Source organism: Streptomyces sp. CB02959 (genome assembly GCF_002803155.1).
In the GTDB taxonomy this organism is placed as follows: Bacteria; Actinomycetota; Actinomycetes; order Streptomycetales; family Streptomycetaceae; genus Streptomyces.
In genome coordinates this window covers 1-15,216 of sequence record NZ_NNBP01000037.1, presented here as the reverse complement: position 1 = coordinate 15,216, position 15,216 = coordinate 1, and the positions used below count along the sequence as shown (strand labels likewise).

Genomic DNA, 15,216 nt, shown 5'->3' with positions numbered 1-15,216 from the left:
CAGCATCGGGATCGGGCGGTGCCCGGTCGGGTCATGCTTGGGTGAGCACGATCTTCTTTCCGCCGGCCCGTCCGGTAACCACCCGGGCGAATGCGGCCGGTCCTTCGCTCAGCGGCAGGGGGTCCGGTGCGAGTTTCAAGGTTCCCGCGGCGGCCTGCTCCGCCAGCTGGACAAGCTGCGTGGCGTTGGGCTCGACGTAGAGGTCCCAACTCGTGATGCCTCGTTCCTCCGGAGGCGCGTCCGAGGTCAGGGAGCACAGGCGGCCGCCGTCCCGCACCAAAGGCAGGGCGGCGTCCGCCGTGCTGGTGGCGATGATGAGGGCGGCGTCGAACCCGCCGCGTACCTTGACCGACCAGTGCGGGTCGTGGTAGTCGACGACCTCCATCGCTCCCAGATCGAGCAGGCGCTCTGCGGCGGCAGCAGACGCGGTCGCGGTCACCTCGATGCCCTTGGCCGCGGCGAGCTGGATGGCCAGGGCTCCGGTGGCCCCGCCTCCGTTGGTGATCAGGAGCCGCTGTCCTTTGCTGAGGTCCAGCTTCTCCAGGGCCTGCAACGCGGTGAGTCCGTTGACCGGCAGCGCCGCCGCGTGCACGGCGTCCAGCCCGGGCGGGCAGGCTGCCGCGTGATCCTCGTTGATCAGAACGCGTTCCGCCCAGAAGCCGCTTCCCCCGGGCAGCGGGGCCTCGTGTGCGAGCACCCGGTCGCCTACGGCAAACCCGGTGACACCCGCGCCGACAGCCAGCACCTTGCCCGCGCCCTCCACTCCCAGCGCCGCCGGGGGCGCAGCCCCACGTCCCAACCAGCGCCGTTCAGCAGTTCGTCCCACGGGCCGACCCCGGCCGCCTCAACCGCCACCAGGAACTGACCGGGGCCGGGAGATGGCGGTTCGGGCAACTCCAGCAGGGCGACTTCCTTCTCGGCCCCGGACACTCCGCACGCCTTCACAGCAGATCTTTGTCCTCTCGCTCAGTCCGGTCGACCGGGAGGTACGGGCCGGAAACCCAAAGCAGGCAGCAGTGTCGACCTCGGGATCCCCTACAGAGGTCGCTCGTGGTCTCATCCGCATTGGTGTCGAGCCTATGCAGCTAGTGACCCGGACATGTGGTCCATTTCGCGCAAACGGGTGGCGAGCCGGCCGCATAAATGGTGCGTACGAGTTGTCGGTCTTCTCGGGGCACAGGCACTGGCCGCCAAACGCTTGAGCTGGGCGGGTAAGTGGTTTCACGCACTGGCTGGCAGTTGCGCCGCGATCATCACCAGCTTCCCCGGCCCGGGCGCCCTCACCGGTGCCCGGATACTCGCCGAGATCGGAGACAACCGGTCCCGCTTCGCCGAGGCCAACGGCCTCAAAGCCTTCGCCGGGGCCGCCTCCGTCACCCGGGCCTCCGGCAAACACCTCGCCGTCATGGCCCGCAAGGTCAAGAACCAGCGACTCGCTGCAGCCGGCTACGTCTGAGCCTTCTCCGCCCTGACCGCCTCACCCGGAGCCCGCGCCCACTGCGACCGTCGCCGAGAAGCCGGAGATCGGCACACCGCAGCCCAGCGCAACCTCTACAACCGCCTTCTGGGCTGGCTTCACCACTGTCTCAGCAACCGCGTCGCCACAATGAGAGCACAGCATTTCCCACCTTGATCCCCGAACTACAAGCGATCGCTCCCAGCACCCGCGGGCCGGACACTTTGTGACCTGCCGTTTCAGAACAGTTCTACCTGTTCATGGCGTTGGAGTGGGAGTGTCGGCGGATTGCTCCGCCGAGGTGGCGCCGGCCCAAATGGGCCAGCGTTTTCCCGCTTCGCCGCACCCTGCTCCCCGGCCCCGGGGGCCGGGGAGTCTGACAGGTGCTCGGCGGGCGTTTTCCGTCTCCCCTCTATCAGCGGCGACGTTGGGTGATTCGGTGTGCCGTTCGATGTTGAGGGCCGCGTTGAGGTCCCGGTCCATCGTCAGGCCGCAGTTGGTGCAGTGGAACGTCCTGTCGGCCAGCGTCAGGCTTGGGTGTTGCCATCCGCAGTTCGAGCAGGTCTTGCTGGAGGGCCACCAGCGGTCGAGGACCGCCAGTTGTGACCCGTACCAGGAAGTCTTGTAGGCGAGTTGCCGGCGCAGCTCGCCGGGGGCGGAGTCGAGGGTTGCTCGGTTCAGGCCGGCTTTTTGCCGTACGCGCCGTCCTGGGGTGTCCACGGTTCCGCGGGCCGAGCGGGTCATTCCGGCGACGTGGAGGTTCTCCACTGACACGATCGAGAAGTGTGTAGCGAGGGCTTTGGTGACCTGATGGAGGACGGCGTTGCGACGGATGGCGACCTGGTGGTGCAGCCGGCCGACTCGTTGCCGGGCCTTCTCCCGCCCCTTGGACCCCTTCTGCTTCCGTGACAGCACTCGCTGGGCCTTCGCCAGCCCCTGCATCGCCGCGCGTAGCGGCCGTGGGTTGTCCACCAGCAGACCGCCCCCGCGGACCTTGACGGGCCCGTCAGTGGGGAGGGGCTTGGAGAGCCCGGCGAGGACCTTCACGCCCAGGTCGACGCCGACCTTGCCGCGTTCGGCCTGCTGGCGTGTCGGGCGGTCGGGGAGGCCCGTGGTGACCTTACACAGCACGGACGCGTACCAGCGGTGCCCGCCGCGGGAGACGGTCACCGACTGCGCGACGGCTTCACCGCGGGCGACCTGGCGGAACAGGCGGTTGCCGGAGTCGTGCAGGCGCATCTCACCGAACGACCCGATCCGCAGCCGGCGGTGCGTGGCCAGCCGGATGCCGGGCTTCTTCACATCGTGGTGCAGACGGAAGGAGTCCCGGGCGCGACCGCGCTTCTTGAACCACGGGGTACCCGACCCGACGGCCGACCCGCTTGCCCGCGAAGGAGTCGAGCCAGTTCTTCCAGGCTCGGTCGGCGTCGATGAACGCGGACTGGAAGACAATAGGTGTTCACCTCATGCCACCACGGGCACACCCTCTCGGCCTCGGTCCGGGTGTCTCCGCGCTCGGCGTTGAACGCCTTCTGGACGGCCGGCTTCGACGGGATCGGGACCCTCGTCTGCTTCCGCGCCTGCGCCTCCGGCGCCCCCCTCCGGCGGGTCGAACTCGCCTCTGTATGCGCCCGGTTAGCCTCTTCACGCCCTGTCAACCGCCGCCTGCTGCTGGCAGGCTGCTTTCTTCTGACTTGAGGGGGGTTGCATGGCGCTCGCATGTCCGCGTTGCAAGGAGTCGAGCCAGGTGTTGCACCTGCCGGAGTTCTGGAAGTCGCTGCCGAAGGAGTCGGAGCTGCGCGACAAGTACGCGCCGCCGGTCGAGTTCAAGGTGCAGTGGGTGTTTCCGTGGGCGGCTGGGGTGTTGGGTGTGGTCGCTTTGGTGACGGGCGGGATGGCGGCCGGAATCCTGTTGCTGGCTGGTGGCGTGGGGATGGGGTTCTGGCTGTCGACTCGGGCGCGGGCTGCTGAGGATGCGCGAGCCAGGTGGTCGCGGTCGTGGATTTGTCGGCGGTGTCCGGCGACGTTTCTGCATGAGGAGGGGCTGGCGGCCTGAGCTGGAAGGTGGAGCAGCCCCGCCCGTCGTGGATGCTGTTGGTTAATTCCGCCCCACTGGATGAGGTCCAGTGGGGCGGAATTAACCAACAGCATCCAACCAGACGGGGCTGCTGTCGTCTCGCGGTCAGAAGTTCAGATACCGCTCCAGCCGGATGGGCTCAAGGCTGTCCTTCACGTAGACGTCGGCCGTCAGATTGAACGTTCCCCAGCCGGCCGTGGTGAGTTCGAAGCTGGTCGCGCGATTCCTAATGGTGCGGTCGGGGTCTCGGAATGTCGGGTGTAGGTGGTAGATGACCTTGACGACACGGTCGAGATCGGAGTCGCTATCGCCCTCAAGGGCGATGCGGAGCCGGAAGTATCTGTAGCCGTTTCGGTCGAGTGCGCTGTCGCGGTGCGCGCTGTGAACCAGATGAACGCTGGGAGCGGCTTCGGTTGCCGGCTCACTCAGTTCGGCCAGCGGTGGTGGCACTTCGAGGACGGGTTGCGCGCCCGGCTGGGGCTCGGCCCCAGTAGGGGCCTGCGGGGAGGAGGGCCCGAGCCTTATCCCTGAAGCCCCTGCCTCGAAGGAGTCGCCACGCTCGACTCGGCTGTTGATTGCTTCGATGAGTCGCCCCAGCCCGGCGCGGAACTTGAAAGCGAGGGTCAGTACCACGATCGGCCAGATCGAAGCCTGTAGAAATGGTATCCAGTCCTTCAACTTCCCCCCCAAAAAAAGTGCCCTGTCGCGCCGACGCTGATCGGCAACGCAGTCTCTCACCGGGGCTTTACGAGTCACAACGCAAGCTGCGCGGACCGATGTTGGACAACCCTCTGTGTGAGCACGTAGTCGGGGGTTGGCGACGCTCGCGCAGGGCCGGCGATGTCCTGTGCGGACATCACTTTGACGCTTCGAGTGTGATGTGGCCGTGGAGGGTGGCGGGTGTCGGCGCCGGTGGAGGCGCGGGCGTTGCGGGCGCGGTCGATTATCTGCTGACGGTGCCCGGCGGTGTTTCCGCGGGAAGAGGCGCTGGCGGTCTGAGCCGGGTGACCACAGCGTGATCCCTTGAGGGTCGGGCGGATGTCTCTCGGCCCCCGAGAGGTCATCTCATCACCCGGACGCCACGACCTCGCCGGCCGTGACCTGGGGAGGGTTGGGGAGCAGTGATGCGAGGTTGTGCTGCACGAAGTCCGCCGCCTTGGAGACTGATTTTTCGGCACTGGCCTGGTTCCGGAAGATGCTGGTCGAGATCATCACTCCGTTCCCGGCGTCGATCCAGTAGTAGGCCACGAAGCCGGGGAGCTGGCGCATGAGCGGTACGAACCCCTCGTTGACGAGGCGCCCTGCCTCGGCGGGATCGGTTACGCCTTCATAGCGTCGGATTGCTGCGTACATGGCTGATCTCCTCGTGGGGGCTCCGGGTGGTGGTGTGCTGATTCGCCGTACCCCTGTGTCGGCCGCCTGGCTCGCGAGGAGTCCATCAATCGCCTGAAAGGCCGAGCTTGATGATCCGAACGGGGCGCGGGAGCAGTGAGCGCGGTCGTGGATTTGCCGGCGGTGTCCGGCGGTGTTTCCGCGGGAGGATGGTGTCGCGTTGTGAGGCCGCGACGACGAAGGTCCCCGCCCGGGCTTCCGGGGAGTGGGGGCGCTCGTCGAGGAATGTCTTAAGGTCGACGTCCGCTTGTCGGAGGTCGCGTTGCAGCTGCACCAGGCCGTCGGGGAACTCGTTGTGAGGCCGTGCCGTGCAAGGCGTCGCAGGCCGATGAGGCCTATCTGCCGTGCGGAGTGTCGAAAGGAAGAGACCGGTGATCCACCCGAACCGGCGGCATCTGGTGCGGACCCGGGAACTGCTGGCCCAGGACATGGGCATGGCCATGGGGACTTTCGGAAACAAGAAGCCGTACGCCGCGGAGGGGTTTCCGGCGCCGATCAGCTCCGAAGGGGCCCGGGTGCTGTTGTGGGACGGCGAGCAGACCACCGCCTATCTCGCCGGCGAGCCCGTCCCGGCGCTGCCGCCCATGGAGGGCCCCGAGGTCCTCTTGGACCGGCAGGAAGCCGCAGCGTCGCTGGATGTGGGCCCCCGGACCTGGGACGGGTACAAGGCGGACTCCGAGCTCACGCGGCACCTGGTGGACGTCTGCGGGGTGGAGCACTGGCCCCGCGGCGCCGTACTCGCCTTCAAGGACGCGCGCCCGGGCAAGGGGAGCGCGGCCGGTCGACCGAAGGGGAGGACGAACGCGGCTCCGCGCGGTGAACTCCGCCCAAGGGTCGCGGCGCTCCTTGACGCTTCGCCAGCGATCACGATCGCCGACGTGCGCGGCGCGCTCAAGGTCGCGCCGGCGACAGCTCAGCGGGTGCTGTCCCAGATTCGCGGCGAGCGCATCGCGGCACTGATGAAGACGGGGCTGTCGTTCGACCAGGCCGCCGACAGACTCGGCTATCCCGCCGCGGTCCGCCGGGGCGCGCGCAACGTCGCAGAGTCGGGGCATGACCATGCGAACGGTGATCGCGGTGGATGAATGGGACGCGCACTGTGCGGCTGGCCGCGGCTTCCGGCCGATCTCCGTGCGGTGCCGAGTGATCGCCCGGCCCTGCCAGTCGTACGCGGCCCACTCCTCGGCCGGCACCTTCATCTGCTGGGCCACGTGCGCCACCGCAGGCGCCGGAACTTCTCCCGCCTTCTCGGGAACCGTGCCTCGACCTCGAAGAACTTCAGCAACAGGGCGAGGCCCAGCCGATTCGCCCCGGTCTTGTTCCTCAGCCGCACAGCCTCGTCCTCAAGAAGCGTCCAGACCTCGACCAGGTCCTCCGGCTCCGATTCCTGCCGTGCCCATGCCTCCGCGGCCTCAACCAACTGGATCTCCGCATCGTGGCGACCACCGACGGGTTCGAGACCTTCGACCTTGCTGTGGACCTGGTCATCGCCCCGGACCTGAGCCGGTGGGAGTGGAAGGACGAAGACGAGCACGCCCACGCGAGGCGACTCGGCATCATCAGCGACACCGAGCACCAGTCCGTCGACGCTGCCCGCGCACACATCCTCGCGATGCTGGAGGAACGCACAGGCCCTTTCGCCGAGGGCGTGACGAAGCTTGCGGCTCGTCGGGGTCGGGCAGTGGCGCCCCAGTCGTACCGCTTTTGCACGTCGACGCGGTAGGTGACCTGGTCGCAGTGCTTCTCGCCGATGACGCGGTACTGGAAGTGGTTCAGGCCGTAGTACCAGTCCGTACGCTTCTCCAGCGACTGGCCTCGCCGCACCTGACCTACCGGCACACCCTGAAGAAGACGGCCGCCCAGCAGAAGGAAGCGTGCACAGCTTCCACGGCGGCGCGGCGAACGATCTGCGCAGGCACGGCCTGGTTGGCCGCCGCTGCGATCGACCTGGACCGCATGCCGGAGGAGATGGGCAGCATGCCCAAGAGCGCGGGCCGCTCCGGTGCCGCGCACCCGATGACGGTGAACGAGACGGTCATCGCGCTGATCCGCCCGAAGCCCGACCTCGATCAGCTCACCGAGCAGCCAGCCGAAGCCCAGGCCGCCGCGCGGGCTGCTGTCGACGCCTCGGACGGGATCGGCACCCTCACCTCCTACGCCACCGAGGTCGCGTTCCCGGTGAAGGGCACTTGGAAGAACCCGGCGATCGGCAGTGCCCGCGCCGACGTCGTCCTCACCGCCCCGGAGGCCGGGCTGCCGCTGCTGTTCATCGAGGCCGACAACTGCACCGAGGGCGCCGCCCTCATCGCCGCGAAGTTCGACAAGTACGCCCGGTTCTTCAAGCAGAAGGAGAAGGACGCCGACGGCATCGACAAGCCGATGTGGCGCACCCGCTGGAGCGCACCCGGGTGCGACGAATACGAGCGGGTGCACCCGCCAGCCCTGCTCGTTTTCCACCAGGTCGGCAAGCGCTCCGCCAAGAGCCAGATAGCGAAGGTCGCCGACCTCAACCGCCCACACCGGCAAGGCAGGTGGCAAAGCCAGGCCCCGGAGCATGGGAGGATCGCATCTCGGGGATGCCTACCAAGTCACGCCGCATCAAGATGCGTTGTTCCACACCGGTCGGCGGCGCGACGGGCCGGCCGCCGGAGTCGTCCACGCCTTGCGGTATTTTTATCAGTCGTCAGGACGTTGAAGGGTCGGTAGCCCACTCATGCAAGAGCAATTCGACCCAATCGGTGGGACAGAACTGTCCGATACCGAACTGGTCCAGCGTATCCGTGCGGCAGCCCGGATCAGGGACCGGGTGGCGGCTGATGCGTGTGACGCGCCAGCTCCAGACGGCGCAGCCGAGGCAGGCGAGGAAGCCCTCAACGAGTTCCACCGCCGGCACTACGCCGAGGTACTGGCCTACGCCCGCGCCTGCTGCGGATCCTCCCAGGCCGCAGCGCATCTGGCGGCGGAAGCCATCGCCGGCGTCCTGCACTCCCACGACCCAGGAGAGCATCCCGATGCGGCCTGGCGGGGCAGCTTGCTGGCGGCGGTACGCCACACCGCCACTGCCTGGCACCGGAACTCCCGAAGCACCGAGCTGCGCGACGACTTCGCGTCCTGGCTGGCCGCCCAGCACTCGGGGGATGGCCCCGATCCCTCCGGCACCGAACAGGAGTCCTCCACCGGTGGCGAGCCCGCCGCCGTGCGCCCCGTGGGGCTGAACCCGTCCGCCGAACCAGGTAGGGCCCAGGTATCCCGACTCTCACCGGCGCGCATCGTCGTGCTCGCTGTTGCCGTGACCGTCCTGGCCGGCGTTGCCCTATCCGTCGGCTCCCTGCTCGGCCTGGCGCGCCACGATGCCTCGGCTACCAGCCCCGGACGGTCCGGCCCCGCTTCGGCCACCAGCTCCGGACGGTCCGGTCCCTCTTCTGCCCCCACTCCGGACCAGCCGCCGACGGCTTCTCCCGGGAGCTCAGCGACCGTCTCCAGCTCGGCGTCGGGCACACCAGCCGCAACGCCCACCACGGCGTCGACGCAATCGAGCTCCCAACCCTCGTCGTCGCCATCCGCGCACCCGGGCACCGGGGGGAACCCGTCGACCGCCCGCACCACCGCGTTGGGTGCCCGGCCGTGGACCTCCAGCACCAACGGCTGGGGGCCGGTGAGGGTGAATAGCAGCACCGACGGACACCCCCTCACCATCAAGGGTGTCGGCTACCCCGAAGGTCTGGGGGCCCACGCCTACAGCGAGATCACCTACAACCTCGGCGGCACCTGCTCGGCCCTCAGCGTGGACGTGGGCATCGACGACGAGGTGGGCGCGAACGGTTCAGTGGTCTTCCAGATCTACCGGGACGGTACGAAGGCCGCCGACAGCGGGCTGATGACGGTCGGCCAATCCGCGAAGCACCTCACTGCAGACCTCACCGGCGGCACCGAGCTGCGGCTCGTGGTCACTGACGGCGGCAACGGGAACAACTCCGACCACGCGGACTGGGGTGGCCCCCTCATCACCTGCAGCTGAGCGGCCGCCTACAGCGGTCGGACCTTGTAGTCGTAACGATCATTCCGGCGGATCTTGCGGTCACCCGCACGGATGCGCCGCCTCCGCACCGGCCCAGGCAACCTCGCGCCGAGAAGATGACGGGGTTGCTCTGGAGGGGCAGAGGTGATGTGCGAGAAACCTGCCATTTCGTGACGGACCGTCAGATCCGGTGGCGGTGAGTGCCGGCACCGGGAGCGACGACGGACGCTCTTATCTTTCACTTAGAACGTTTCCATAGCGTCTCGTTCATGATGATGCAACGTGGTGCAGTCGGATCTGTTGTCCTCACGGCCGTGGCCTTGACGGCCATCGTCGGGGTGGCCGCCGCGGCTCCGGCCCCCGACAAGGCTGCCGCCTCGGTGTCCCACGGCAAGGTGACGGACAATCTGTACATGTCGCTCGGTGCATTCGAGGATGCCACGTCCGGCGAGGACCCTATGGTCAAGGCCATGATTGACCGTACGGACATCGGCGGCGTACAGGTGGTGGTGCCCTGGAAGGCCCTTGAGGGGAAGAAGGGGGAGTACAAGTGGTCGCGGCTGGACAATGCCCTGACGTATCTCCAGGAACGCCACAAGAAACTGTTCGTCCAGGTTCAGGATCGGTTCTTCGATGTAGCCATGAAGGACGCCAACGTTCCCCAATATGTGAAGGACGAGGGCGGGGTCGCGCCGACGGTCGATGAGAACCCTGACAACCCCACCACCCATGGGGCCATGGCCGCGCAGTGGAACAAAGAGGTGCGAGCAGACTTCCAGGCCATGCTGAAGGCGATGGCGGAGAAGTTCGACGGCAAGCTCGCCGGGGTGAACCTTCCGGAGACCGCGGTCGAGGTGGACACCAAGAAGGATCAGACCAAGTACACCTCGAAGTCCTACAGCGATGCCGAGATCGACAACATGCGCTACGGCAAGAAGGTCTTCACCAAGACGCAGTTCATCCAGTACATCAACTTCCTGCCGGACGACGACGACCACAAGCGCATGAAGGAGATGTTCGACCTCGCCAGGGACAAGAAGATCGGCATCGGAGGACCGGACACCCTGCCGGACCGGAAGTACCAGATGGAGAACTCCTACAAGTTCCTCCACGAATACAAGGATGCCCTTCCCCTCGTCGCAATGGCCGTCCAGGAACCCGACATCAACGCCAAGGACCCCAAGACCGGTAAGCCGTACACCCGCGAACGGTTCACGGACTTCGCCCACGACTACCTCGGTGCGCGCCACATGTTCTGGACCACCGAAGCAGACTGGCTGCAGAAGCCCCCGGCATGACACGTGCACGAGTGCGGCTACTCGGACCCGTGTGAGTGACCGAGCGCTCCCGGGGTGGCACAACCTCGCGATGTGATCACCACATGACCAACGCGAATTGCGCAGCAGAGCCGTGAACGCCCTCAGAACAACCCCAGGGTCGTTGGAGGTGATGCGTCCGAAGGGCGCCCCCGCGGGGGCGCCCTTCGGACGCATCACCTCCAACGACCCCGTACGCACCCACGTGCACCTTTGTGGGGTACCGGCCTTGTCCTCGCAGGATTGCAGCTGACCGCAGCAATCCTGGGCGACGCCAGGTTCCCCATGTCCGCCGTCAGTCGACGGGGCGTCCGGCAGCGCGGCACCGTCGTCGATGACGGGCAGCAGCAGCGCGGTGCGGTACCGCCGCGCGATGACGATCCTGGCCTCGGCCGGAGGCAACCGCGTGCCGGTGATCGCGCAGCTGGTCCAGGCGGACGAGAACACCGTCCGCGATGTGATCCACCGGTTCAACGAGATCGGGCTGGCCTGCTTGGACCCTCAGCGGGCGGGAGGCCGTCCCCGCCTGCTCGACCGGCTGCCGGCGACCTACCACCGCACCCATGGCGTCACCTACTTCCATGGCTGCTACTCGATCTGCGACGACACCCTGTGGGGCGTCAACCGTCACCACAAAGGCGCGGCAAACCCCCTGGCGGCGCTGAAGTCGATCCGGGACGCCCGCCCCGACGGCGCCCCGATCTACGTAATCCTGGACAACCTCTCCGCCCACAAAGGAGCCAAGACCCGGCACTGGGCGAAGAAGAGCAAGGCCGAGCTGGGCTTCACCCCGACCAACGCCTCCTGGGCCAACCCGACCGAGGCGCACTTCGGCCCGCTGCGGCAGTTCACCATCGCCAACTCCACCCACCCCAACCACACCGTGCAGACCCGAGCCCTGCACCGTTACCTGCGGTGGCGCAACGCCAATGCCCGCCACCCCGACGTTCTGGCCGCTCAACGCCGCGAACGCGCCCGCATCCGCAGCGAGAAGGGCATCCGCTGTGGCGGACGCGCACATGCTGCCGCGGCCTGACCGCCGCGCCGACTCGACAGTCACAACTCAGTGTTCTGCCGCGAGCCTTCCCACCAAGCGGGTGGAATCCGGCGGGCAGGGCCCTCAAAGACGAGTTCGAGACCGTCCTCTTCGTCCCACTGCTCTCCAACCTCAACGAAGCCGAAGCCCGAGATCGTGGCCAGGGATGCCACGTTGTCGGGGCTGATCGTCGCCCGGACGGTCGTGACTGCGGTTTCGGCTGCTGTCCGGCGGAGCAACTCGATCAGCGTGGATCGGGCGTATCCCTGGCGACGGAAGCCGGGAGCGACGGAGTAGCCGATCTCGACCATGCCGACCTCATCTGGCGGTCCGTGGAACCCGGCATGCCCGACGACGAGACCCTTGTCGCCGACGACCGCTTGCCGCACCATCCACCGCGCATGGCCGGGATCGGCGGCCATCTGGTCGAGCCGGAACTGCCACAACCACCGTGCTCTGTCGGTCACGAAGTACTCGGTCAGCGAAACCCCGGCCATCCTGCTGGCTCCGGGCAGGTCTCCATCGAGCAAAGCGGACATCGTCCCGCCGGACAGCTCGACAAAACGGATGCGTTTCGGGCTCCTCGTGAGCGGTCTCTGGTGATCGGATTCATCTGTCACCTGCGGATGCTCGCCGACTCACCCGAAGGGTGTCCAACGGTTTCGAAGCGGTCCGGCAAGCGGCTCACGGCACCATCCACCACCGCAACCCCAACCCGGTGAACGTTCCCGGTCACGGCACGCCGTCAGCCTGTGGTCGTCGATGGGCTGTTGGCAGTCCGCTGGAGACGTAGTTGGCCGATCTCCGCGGCGTTCTTCATCAGTTCGGCGTTCACCCAGGCGACCATGTGAGCAACGGTGTGTCGGGGGCCGTTCTGCCACGGGAAGGGGGCGGTCGAGTACAGGTCGGTACCGGTGAGCCGGCCCAGTGCCTCCAGCCACTGCTCACGCAGACCGTGCAGCCACTCGACAGCCGGCTTGCCCACGCCCGGCCAGGTGATGGCGCTGCGCTCCTGAGGCGCTCTGCCGTGAGCGTGGTCAATGGCCACGCTCCACCACCAGCCGATGTGCCAGCTCAGCCAGCCGATACTCGGTACAGGAACGGGGTCGGGCTCGCTCTCCGCCCAGTCCGGTACCCACGTCCCGTCGTCGGCCTGGCGTATCGTCCAGCAGTTTGCGGCAGGCTCCCACAGGAAGTCGTCTGGTTCGAGCCTCTCCAGGTGGTACTCGAACAGTGACCAGGTCAGGTCGAACTGCCAGCGCAGCAGGTCGAGTGCATATTCCGGGACGGATTCGTTTCGGGAGGCAGTCACTGGCCGACCCTCGCACAACGTCGATGCGTTGGGAATCGAGAATCCGGCAGCACGGCTACTCGGGTCGTCGCTGCTCGCGCTCGCCCGTCGGGGGTGCGCCGGCGCAAGTCGGCCCCGGGGCTGCGGTCAGCAACTCCCGTCCTGGTCGCGGTGATGATGACCAAGACGGCGAAGAAGGTGGCGAGGTCGGGCCGGCGGCTGGGGCTTGCCGGCCGGCAGTTGGTGGTCGAGGTTCCACCGCCATGCATCCGCGGCCGCCGCGCGGGGCATCTGGTCTTCGTCGTCGGCCTGGACGAGGTCCGCCTCCGCGACCCGGCCGCCTTCCTGGGGCCGCGGCTGGCCTCTCGTTGGCCGAGCGGCTGTGGGCGTGGCCGCGGATCGCGGAGGTGGACCCGCAGTTGGACGCTCGGCTGGTCGCCGCGCGCCCGCTCACCGGTGGCGTCGCGGGCGTGGGGGAGTGATGGGGAGGCCGCGGTGCGGCTGCTGGCAGGCGGGCCGTCTGCGGAGGGAGCCTGGCTGGTCGTCCTGGTGTAGCGGGATTGTCCGCTCGAGCCTGCCGGCGGCCTTGAACCGCGGGCCGTCGAACGCCTGGTGCTGCTCCAGCGCACCGTCGCCCTGGAGGAGGGACTGCTGGAGTTGGCTGCCGTGGCCGGCTCGCTCGATGCCGCTGTCGCGTTCGTCGTCGCGAAGGACGCGGGCACCGACGGCTACGTGATCGTGCTGCACTGCCTCGTGCAGGCCGACTCGGCTGCCTGGATCGCCGACGTCCTCGCCATGCTCGCTGCCTTCGCCCGGGTGGAGCTCGGCGCGTTCTGCCTCGGCGCCGCCGCGACCGACGCGCACCGCCCCGGCGCGCACCCGGCCGGCGCGGGCCCGGCGGCCGCCGCGGGGCCGGCTTCTGCAGGCCTTGACCCGGCAGCAGGCCGCGGCGCGCCAGGGCGCGCTGGCCCTTGGACTGCCTTCGTGCGGCGGCGTGTCGGCATAGCACCGGCGGCCGACGGCGGTGCGCGAGCGTTGTCGGGGCTGGGCTGTCCGCCGGGAACTTGACGATGCGCGGGGCCGGCCGTTGCCGCGATGCTCAGCACCGCCGTGTGGTGCTCATGGGCGTGTTCGTACGGCCGTCCTCGACGCCCGGGCCCGCCGCCCGCCCTTGAACACCGTCTTCGGGCACTTGCGCGGCTAACCCCTTGCTGTTCCACGGTGCTGCCACCACCTGCCGCCTAGCACCCTCGAACCTGCCGGTCCAATCTTCGCGATTCCCCGTCAGAATGCCCTGTGACGTGGTGTTTTACGGATTTTCGCGAGAGCTGGATCGGTTGATAAGGATCTTTGAAAACGGCCGGCACCGCGCCCCACTTGCTTGGTATTTGAACTGTGTGAGGAAGATGGGGAGCGAAGAGCGGTCCCCGATCACCGGAATGTAGGTTTTGGCCATGACTGGTGACTGGCGGATGGATCGGATCGGGACTGCGCTGAGGGGTGAAAACCCGACCGTGCTGCGACGGTTGACGTCGGGGTTCGCGGCGATCGGCGATGTTCAGTTCCTGCCGGGCTACTCGGTTCTGCTCGTGGATGAACCGGATGTGCAGCGGCTGTCGGACCTGCCGAAAGCCAAGCGGCTGTCGTTCTTGTCTGACATGGACCAGCTCCGCCGGGCGTTCGGCCATGAATCATGTCGCAAGAGAGGGCGTCGCGTGGCCAGGACTGCCATACGTCCGTTCCCTGCACCGTAGGGGCCCACCTCGCAGTGGTGTGTGCGGGTTCTTGGTGCAGCGTGGCCCGTCCGGATGCTGTGCTGTCAGTCATCGGCCGGCAGTCGTAAGGCGAGGTTGCCGGCGAGTTGTCGGGCCGCAAACGCGCCCTCACCCGCCCCCGCGGCCAGCAGCTACAGGAGCGCCACCGCCGCGTGTGCCTCGCGCACGGTAGGCGCCGCTCGCCTTCGTCGCCGACGCCCTCGATGAGGCCAGGAGCCGTTCATCCAATTCGCTCATGATCTGAGAAACGGGGCCCTGACCTGCGTGGTTACGACGACATGCTGTTGGCACATGACTGTGGCATATGCGCTCGGGCCGGCCGCGCCAGCCGCATCCTCGCCGCCGAGCAACGCGGCCGGGAACTCGCCGCCGCCGACCGTCGCGGCGAGGAACTCCCGGGAGAGTGGGTCGACCGAACCGAATGGGTCCAGCGCGAAGCCGCCCAAATCCGGGTCGGTCGCGGCGCCGCCTAACCCCAGAACCCAATTACGCACCGTCGCTGATCCGATGCTCTGCTGAACGCCTACCCCAACCCGGCCCGTGTTCAGGCAGACCTGTAGGAGGTCAGCGCGTTGTTCCGGCTCATCTACGACCCCGGCTGCGAACCCCTCCACGGCCAACTCCCACCCGACGCGAGCCACGCCCTCACCGTCGCCCTCGAAGCCGCCTGCCGCGACCCCATCGGACACACCGCCCCCCGCGGTCACGCCGACGAGTGGAACCGGCGGCTACACATTGACGGCGCCCTCGCCATGATCTTCGTCAGCTACAAACAGAAAACCGTGGCCGTCGTCGACATCATCGACCTCAGCTGACGCCGCTCACCAGCAAGGTCGGCTAGAAGGCTCATGAAGA

17 protein-coding genes and 2 pseudogenes are annotated in these 15,216 nt (G+C 67.7%); 12 read left to right on the top strand and 7 right to left on the bottom strand.

Annotated features, from left to right (window positions below; genetic code table 11):
- Nucleotides 1-31 precede the first annotated feature (31 nt).
- A complete protein-coding gene (locus CG747_RS40080) occupies nucleotides 32-826 on the bottom strand; it encodes an NADP-dependent oxidoreductase (RefSeq protein WP_107490343.1) in 795 nt (264 codons plus the stop codon).
- A gap of 423 nt (nucleotides 827-1,249) precedes the next feature.
- On the opposite strand from CG747_RS40080, the pseudogene CG747_RS40075 reads away from it, so the two are divergent.
- A pseudogene (locus CG747_RS40075) lies at nucleotides 1,250-1,633 on the top strand (transposase); the annotation flags it as partial.
- Between the two features lie 81 nt (nucleotides 1,634-1,714).
- Here CG747_RS40075 and CG747_RS40070 read toward each other — a convergent pair.
- Complete coding sequence (locus CG747_RS40070) at nucleotides 1,715-2,758, bottom strand: RNA-guided endonuclease TnpB family protein (protein WP_100606820.1); 1,044 nt, start codon at nucleotides 2,756-2,758, stop codon at nucleotides 1,715-1,717.
- Between the two features lie 445 nt (nucleotides 2,759-3,203).
- Between CG747_RS40070 and CG747_RS40060 the strand changes: the two genes are divergently transcribed.
- Nucleotides 3,204-3,512 carry a hypothetical protein gene (locus tag CG747_RS40060; protein ID WP_100606818.1) on the top strand — a complete coding sequence of 103 codons (309 nt, stop codon included), beginning with the start codon at nucleotides 3,204-3,206 and terminating at the stop codon, nucleotides 3,510-3,512.
- A gap of 126 nt (nucleotides 3,513-3,638) precedes the next feature.
- On the opposite strand, the gene CG747_RS48510 is transcribed toward CG747_RS40060, so the two are convergent.
- The gene (locus tag CG747_RS48510) at nucleotides 3,639-4,211 is read right to left on the bottom strand and encodes a pYEATS domain-containing protein (protein ID WP_180985917.1); all 573 of its coding nucleotides are present in this window, start codon (nucleotides 4,209-4,211) and stop codon (nucleotides 3,639-3,641) included.
- 390 nt (nucleotides 4,212-4,601) lie between these two features.
- Nucleotides 4,602-4,886, bottom strand: a complete 285-nt coding sequence (locus tag CG747_RS40050) for a hypothetical protein (protein WP_100606816.1) — start codon at nucleotides 4,884-4,886, stop codon at nucleotides 4,602-4,604.
- A 410-nt stretch (nucleotides 4,887-5,296) separates the two neighbouring features.
- On the opposite strand from CG747_RS40050, the gene CG747_RS40045 reads away from it, so the two are divergent.
- Nucleotides 5,297-6,010: a hypothetical protein gene (locus CG747_RS40045; RefSeq protein WP_100606815.1), complete on the top strand. Its 714-nt coding sequence runs from the start codon at nucleotides 5,297-5,299 to the stop codon at nucleotides 6,008-6,010.
- Between the two features lie 110 nt (nucleotides 6,011-6,120).
- On the opposite strand, the gene CG747_RS40040 is transcribed toward CG747_RS40045, so the two are convergent.
- Nucleotides 6,121-6,345 (bottom strand): hypothetical protein, encoded by a 225-nt coding sequence (locus tag CG747_RS40040; RefSeq protein ID WP_100606814.1) that lies wholly within the window; start codon nucleotides 6,343-6,345, stop codon nucleotides 6,121-6,123.
- 15 nt (nucleotides 6,346-6,360) lie between these two features.
- Here CG747_RS40040 and CG747_RS40035 point away from each other — a divergent pair, with 15 nt between their 5' ends.
- From CG747_RS40035 to CG747_RS40015, 5 genes are all read left to right on the top strand, one after another.
- Nucleotides 6,361-6,648, top strand: coding sequence for a DUF402 domain-containing protein (locus tag CG747_RS40035; protein ID WP_180985916.1), 288 nt, complete (start codon nucleotides 6,361-6,363; stop codon nucleotides 6,646-6,648).
- Nucleotides 6,649-6,662: 14 nt separating this feature from the next.
- Nucleotides 6,663-7,631 (top strand): replication-relaxation family protein, encoded by a 969-nt coding sequence (locus CG747_RS40030; protein ID WP_100606813.1) that lies wholly within the window; start codon nucleotides 6,663-6,665, stop codon nucleotides 7,629-7,631.
- 7 nt (nucleotides 7,632-7,638) lie between these two features.
- Nucleotides 7,639-8,943, top strand: a complete 1,305-nt coding sequence (locus CG747_RS40025; RefSeq protein WP_100606812.1) for an NPCBM/NEW2 domain-containing protein — start codon at nucleotides 7,639-7,641, stop codon at nucleotides 8,941-8,943.
- Between the two features lie 269 nt (nucleotides 8,944-9,212).
- On the top strand, nucleotides 9,213-10,241 hold the full coding sequence (locus CG747_RS40020; protein ID WP_257981049.1) for a hypothetical protein: 1,029 nt from the start codon (nucleotides 9,213-9,215) through the stop codon (nucleotides 10,239-10,241).
- A 352-nt stretch (nucleotides 10,242-10,593) separates the two neighbouring features.
- Complete coding sequence (locus CG747_RS40015; RefSeq protein WP_100606811.1) at nucleotides 10,594-11,295, top strand: helix-turn-helix domain-containing protein; 702 nt, start codon at nucleotides 10,594-10,596, stop codon at nucleotides 11,293-11,295.
- Nucleotides 11,296-11,315: 20 nt separating this feature from the next.
- Here CG747_RS40015 and CG747_RS40010 read toward each other — a convergent pair whose 3' ends face one another.
- Together CG747_RS40010 and CG747_RS40005 are read right to left on the bottom strand one after the other, a co-directional pair.
- Nucleotides 11,316-11,834, bottom strand: coding sequence for a GNAT family N-acetyltransferase (locus CG747_RS40010; RefSeq protein ID WP_180985927.1), 519 nt, complete (start codon nucleotides 11,832-11,834; stop codon nucleotides 11,316-11,318).
- 206 nt (nucleotides 11,835-12,040) lie between these two features.
- The gene (locus CG747_RS40005) at nucleotides 12,041-12,607 is read right to left on the bottom strand and encodes a DinB family protein (protein ID WP_257981048.1); all 567 of its coding nucleotides are present in this window, start codon (nucleotides 12,605-12,607) and stop codon (nucleotides 12,041-12,043) included.
- A 153-nt stretch (nucleotides 12,608-12,760) separates the two neighbouring features.
- Between CG747_RS40005 and CG747_RS40000 the strand changes: the two genes are divergently transcribed.
- From CG747_RS40000 to CG747_RS39980, 4 genes and pseudogenes are all read left to right on the top strand, one after another.
- Nucleotides 12,761-13,141 (top strand): hypothetical protein, encoded by a 381-nt coding sequence (locus CG747_RS40000; protein WP_100606810.1) that lies wholly within the window; start codon nucleotides 12,761-12,763, stop codon nucleotides 13,139-13,141.
- Between the two features lie 57 nt (nucleotides 13,142-13,198).
- Entirely contained in the window at nucleotides 13,199-13,654 is a 456-nt protein-coding gene (locus tag CG747_RS39995) for a hypothetical protein (protein ID WP_100606809.1), read from the top strand.
- Nucleotides 13,655-14,040: 386 nt separating this feature from the next.
- Nucleotides 14,041-14,289: pseudogene (locus CG747_RS39990) on the top strand (diadenosine tetraphosphate hydrolase); the annotation flags it as partial.
- Between the two features lie 644 nt (nucleotides 14,290-14,933).
- Entirely contained in the window at nucleotides 14,934-15,176 is a 243-nt protein-coding gene (locus CG747_RS39980; RefSeq protein WP_100606807.1) for a hypothetical protein, read from the top strand.
- The last annotated feature ends 40 nt before the right edge of the window (nucleotides 15,177-15,216 follow it).